The following is a 5,287-nucleotide window of genomic DNA, read 5'->3' on the forward strand; positions in this document are numbered from 1 at the left end:
GGTGAGACGCCTGGGCTATTGAGGGAAGCCTTCTGGCCCCGTATTGGGTTATGGGTTTAGGTTTAAATCGAAATGACTATAGATCTTCGGCCAGTGCAGTTTCCGACATGTCTTCCAGGCTCAGTTGCACCTGCCGCTGCAGCGCCTGAATCGCTTGGTATTCCTGCTGGATGCTGGCCTGGTACTGGGCGGCCAGGGCGGTGTTGCCCTCGGAAAAGGCTTGATCCCACAGTTGGGTCCAATAGCGGTAGCGTTTCTGGCGAATTTCCAGCTCCATGTTGGCAATGGCGGCCCGCACCACCATCCGTGGACGCATCAGGGCTACGCGGGTGTTTTCGTCCAGCCAAAGCAGATGGCTGAGGCGCTCGTTGAGCTGCTCATCTTGGGCACAGAGGGTGCGCAAAGCCGTCAGCAACGTCTCTTCTTGCTCTTCCAGCTCCGGCTGTGCCGAGATCAGCTCCAAGATCCGCTGCCACAGCTCCCGGTGGGGGCGAAAGCTAAATTGCAGCTCTCGCTCCAGCAAAGTTTGGCGAATTTCGTGGCGATACTCGCCAAAATGCAGAAAGATCTGCAAAAGATGGGACTCAGATTGCAAGAGTTTGGATCCCTTATTGAGGGAAGGTTGCTGGGGTTTGGCCCAGCGGTACTGCCGCACGGCTCGGCGCAGGTCTTCTTCCAAATCTCGACTGAGGCGACCGTTGCCGCGGCTGAGCAATTCTGCCACTTTGTGCAAATACAAAGAGCGCCATTGTCCACCCAAACCGGCCAGCAGTTGCACAAGGGCTTGACGGGCCTGTTGAAAATCGGCGGCCCGGCTCAGATCCCGACCGGCCAGCACCTGTTCAATTCGCCAATCCAGCCACAGGGGGGCCTGCTCAATCAGGGTTTGCAGTTCAGCAACCGCTGGTGTCAGCGGGGCGGAGCCCCTGTGCTCCCGCAAAAATTCGTCGGCATCTTTGCCCTCAGGAAGGGTGAGAATGCGCAGCTCAATTTCTCCGCGCCGCGCTTGTTCTTCAATGGCTTCAATGGCCCGGCTGGCGGCGTTCAAACCGGCCCGATCCGCATCAAAATTGAGGATCAGCCGCTTCGACTGGGTGTAGCGCAGCAGGGTCTTCACCTGGTGGGGTGTCAAAGCAGTGCCCATGGCCGCTACAGCATAGGCAACTCCCGCCTGATGCAGGGCGATGACATCGAAGTAGCCTTCCACCACCAAGACTTGATCGGCTTTGGCAATGGCATCGCGGGCAAAGTTGAGACCATAGACCACCTGGCTTTTGTTGAAGAGCTCTGTTTCTGGAGAGTTGAGGTACTTGGGCTGTCCTGACTCCCCCAAGGCTCTGCCGGCAAACCCGATCACCCGCCCCTGCACATCGAAAATGGGCAGCATGATCCGGTTGCGAAAGCGGTCGTAGTGGCCGGATCCCTGCTGGCGGGGAACCAGCAATCCAGCCTCTTCTAAAAGTTTGACCGGTTGGCGCTTGTGGTTGACCAAGTATTCGTAGAGAGATTGCCAGCCGGGGGGAGCAAAGCCGATTTGAAATTTTTGCAAGGTTTCCTCGCTCAGGTGCCGGCTGCGCAGGTACTGGCGGGCGGCAGCTCCCACCTGGGATCGGAGGGCATGCCGATAAAAATCGGCAGCCATGGCCAAAATCTCCAGCAGCTTTTCCCGGTGGGAGAGCTCCCGCTCATCAAGGGATCCCAAGGGCTGCGCCTCGGGATTGCGGGTGGGCAGAGGGATGTGGTATCGCCGCGCCAAGTGGCGCACGGCCTCAGCAAAGGAGAGATGCTCGGTCTGCATGACAAAGCGCAGCACATCTCCCCCTGCCCCGCAGGAGAAGCACTTGTAGATCTGCTTGCTGGGGCTGACCTGAAAACTGGGTTTGTGGTCGTTGTGGAAAGGGCAAAGCCCAACGAAGTTCTTTCCCTGCTTGCGCAGCACCACTTTTTCGGCCACCACTTCCACGAGGTCGGCCTTTTGGCGCACCAACTGAATGAAATCGGGGGGCAGACCGCTCATGGCTTCGGGGGATCCTGACCTTATGGTAGCCGGGGGAAGCTCGACAGGCCGTCTTTTGACCTGGCCCAACGGGCTTGGGACAATAAGCCAGCTTTGTTCGCGTTAGCGGTGCAAAGCACGAAGGCTAGTTTTGGGTCAATCTCTGAGATGAAAATGCGAATGATCAACCTTTTTATAGGGCTTTTGTTGGCAGTCTCTGCCCTCTTTTTGAGCCCGCAAGCGGCTTCTGCCGAGCCGGATTTGGCCTTGGGAGCTAAGGTCTTTCAGGCCAAATGTGTGGGTTGTCACTTGAACGGGCGCAACACTTTGGTGGCAGCGAAAAACCTTTCTCTGGCGGCTCTTCATGAGTACCACGTAGACACCCCTGAGCTGATCCAGGCCCAAGTGAGAAACGGCAAAGGGGCCATGCCGGCTTTTGCCAAGATTCTCAAGCCGGAGGAGATCGAGGCGGTGGCGGCCTACGTTTTGGATCGCGCTGAGCACAACTGGAGTAGAGGCTAGTGTCCAAAGAGAGGACTCAAGATCCAGCCCTGCTCCAGGGGAGACCAGTGGAGCGGCTGCCTCACGAGCAGGGATGTGAAGGACAGGGATCCCGCCGCAAAATCTTGTCGGTTGGCGTGGGAGCCCATGGCTTGGTGGCGGTGGGCATTTCCGCCCATGGGGTAGTGGCCATCGGCGTGGTGACTCACGGCATCCTCTCCATTGGCCTAGTGGCTATGGGGGCGCTCTCGTTCGGGCTGGTGTCGATGGGCTTGGCCAGTGCCGGCCTGGTGTCGATGGGCCTAGCCAGTTGGGGACAGCACAGCATGAGCATAACGGAATCCCACGGATCCCATCACCACCCCTAGGTTTTGACCAACAAACACTGCATTTTTCTCTTTCTCTACAGGCTTGTAAGGAGCATCTGCGAATGTTCAGTCTGCAAAGTTACTTGACCCTGGCCAAGAAATCTCTGCTGGCCCTGGGAATGAGTTGTTTGCCCCTTTCTTCTGCCTGGGCCCATGTCACCGTCCATCCCAAAGAGGCCCCGGCGGGCAGCTTTGCCAAGCTCACCTTTCGGGTGCCCCATGGCTGCGATGGATCCCCGACCGTGCGCCTGCGGGTGCAGATCCCGGAGGGATTCGTCTCTGTGAAGCCGATGGTGCATCCCCTGTGGAAAATCGAGACGGTCAAAAAGCCGCTGGAGACCCCCTATGAGTCGCATGGGAAGATGATTACCGAAACGGTTGCCGAGGTGATCTGGAGCGGCGGCTCGCTGCCCGATGAGTTCATGGATGAGTTCAGCATCAGCCTCAAGCTGCCGAATCGCCCCGGTGAGGTCATCCCCATCCCAGTGATTCAGGAGTGCGAGCAGGGCATGTACCGCTGGATTCAGGTGGCTCAGCCTGGCGAGGATCCCAACAGTTTGCCGGAGCCGGCTCCGCTGCTGAAGCTGACAGGTGGAGACAGTGGACATGGGCACGGCCACGGGCATGGACATGGGCATGGTCACGGTACCCGCTAGGCGGCCTGGTTGGGATCATGTCTTATCCTAGGGGGGGTTTTGCTGGGATTTGGGCTGGGATCCTCTGCCTCTTGCTGTGGCTGGCCGGGATCCCGCCCGCTTTTGCCCATGCCAGCTTGCTCTCCACCTTCCCGGAGGATGGGGCAGTGTTGCAGGAAGCTCCGGCCCAGGTGCGGCTTGTTTTCAATGAGCCGGTGCAGATCACACAGCTCCAGGTTTTAGACAGCAACGGACGAGCTCTGCCCTTGGAAAATCGGGTGACCAGGGGTGAGGCACCGCAGGGGGATTTGCCGCAGGGGATCCCCGAGGGAGTTTACATCGTCAGTTGGCGGGCCATTTCTGCCGATTCCCATCCGGTGAGTGGATCGTTTGCCTTCCAGGTGGGGGCAGCCGATCCTGGGCAATTGCAGGCGGCGAGGACAGCTCACGCCCAAGGAAGGGATCCCTTGTACTGGCCGCTGGTGGGGGTGCGCTGGGGGATCTACTTGGGCAGCCTTTTTGTGGTGGGGGTGCTGGGCTGGTGGCGACTGTTGCGGGGGCAGCGGAGCAGTTTCGCCGATTCTGATCGCGTCAGCGGGGCGGAGCCCTTATCTTGGGCTTTTGCGACAGCTTGGATCACCCTCAGCTTGACCGTGGTGGCCTTCAGTCTGCATTTGGCCCAGCTCTACCCTTACTTTAATGGGCGAGAGCTGCTGCGTGTGATGCTTTCTCCCTACGGTTGGGGTACAGGGCTGCGGCTGGTGGGGCTAGGGATCCTGATCTGGGCCTGTGAGGGAGGTGCCGTCTGGGCCAGCGGTATGGGGTCGGTGTTGGTGCTCGGCTCCTTTTTGCCCATTGGCCATGCTCTCACCAGTGAGCATCCGATGGGGACAATGGCGCTGCTGGGGCTGCATCTGGCCGGTTCAGCTTTCTGGTTGGGAGGGTTGTGGGGGCTGGAGCGCCTGCTGGGCAAGGAATCTGCTCCCTACCCATCTGTAGGCATCATCCAACGGTTTTCTGACGTGGCCACCTGGGCGGTACCGGGGCTTATCCTGGCGGGGGTGGGGATGGGTGGGATCCACCGCGGCTGGGACTGGGATCATCCGTATGGGCAGTATCTCTGGGCCAAGCTGCTGCTGGTGCTGATGATGGTGGGGTTGGGCGCCCACAACAAGTTTCGGCTGGTGCCGGCATTGCAACAGGGTGGGCAGGCTGTGGGCCGGTCGCTGCGCCGGATCGTCCGCCTGGAGTTGGTGGGGCTGATTCTGGTGCTGGCCTTGACCAGCTTCCTGGTGGCCCAGGCTCCTCCCAGTAATGGAAGGCACGGCATGGGATCCCCCCTGGAATCAGGTTGGCAGACCAGTTGTGAAGAGAGCTTGAACTGGCCGGAAGGCAGCCTGCACCTGAGGATTCTGCCCTGTCGTCCCGGAGAAAACCAGATCCAAGTTGAAGTGAAAGGGATCCCGGCTCAGGAATTGACCCTTGGGTTTTCCCTGCCAGAACAGGGGATCCCCCCTCTACGCCGCACTGTAGCGCCGGATGGGCCTGGCCAATTTGTGGTGGAAAATGTGCCCCTAGCCCTGGCGGGGGAATGGCAGATCGAGGTGAGACTGCTGATCAGCGATTTTGAAGAGCGGCGAGGTCAGATCGCGGTTTCCCTCTGACGGAATCGTTCAGGATCATCACAACTCTTGAAGATCGCAAAAGAAAAAGCTGAAAAAGGCCCTGCCTAGGAGCTAGGGGCTGCTCCGCCCAAGGGTGTCGGCCTGTGGCAGAATCGAGCCAGC

Annotated in this window: 5 protein-coding genes; 4 read left to right on the forward strand and 1 reads right to left on the reverse strand. The window is 59.4% G+C overall.

All coding sequences use genetic code 11. The features are described from left to right. Nucleotides 1-76: 76 nt before the first annotated feature. Nucleotides 77-2,017, reverse strand: coding sequence for a DNA primase (gene dnaG / locus NW819_RS09325; protein WP_414413565.1), 1,941 nt, complete (start codon nt 2,015-2,017; stop codon nt 77-79). Nucleotides 2,018-2,176: 159 nt separating this feature from the next. Here dnaG and NW819_RS09330 point away from each other — a divergent pair, with 159 nt between their 5' ends. The 4 genes from NW819_RS09330 (at nt 2,177) to NW819_RS09345 (ending at nt 5,164) form a co-directional block, all read left to right on the forward strand. Further along, a complete protein-coding gene (locus NW819_RS09330) occupies nt 2,177-2,518 on the forward strand; it encodes a c-type cytochrome (protein WP_414413566.1) in 342 nt (113 codons plus the stop codon). A gap of 47 nt (nt 2,519-2,565) precedes the next feature. After that, nucleotides 2,566-2,865 carry a hypothetical protein gene (locus tag NW819_RS09335; protein WP_414413567.1) on the forward strand — a complete coding sequence of 100 codons (300 nt, stop codon included), beginning with the start codon at nt 2,566-2,568 and terminating at the stop codon, nt 2,863-2,865. Nucleotides 2,866-2,927: 62 nt separating this feature from the next. Then, nucleotides 2,928-3,521, forward strand: a complete 594-nt coding sequence (locus NW819_RS09340; RefSeq protein WP_414413568.1) for a YcnI family protein — start codon at nt 2,928-2,930, stop codon at nt 3,519-3,521. Between the two features lie 17 nt (nt 3,522-3,538). After that, on the forward strand, nt 3,539-5,164 hold the full coding sequence (locus NW819_RS09345) for a copper resistance CopC/CopD family protein (RefSeq protein WP_414413569.1): 1,626 nt from the start codon (nt 3,539-3,541) through the stop codon (nt 5,162-5,164). The last annotated feature ends 123 nt before the right edge of the window (nt 5,165-5,287 follow it).

The organism is Synechococcus sp. R8-2, assembly GCF_047461715.1.
GTDB lineage: Bacteria > Cyanobacteriota > Cyanobacteriia > Thermostichales > Thermostichaceae > Thermostichus.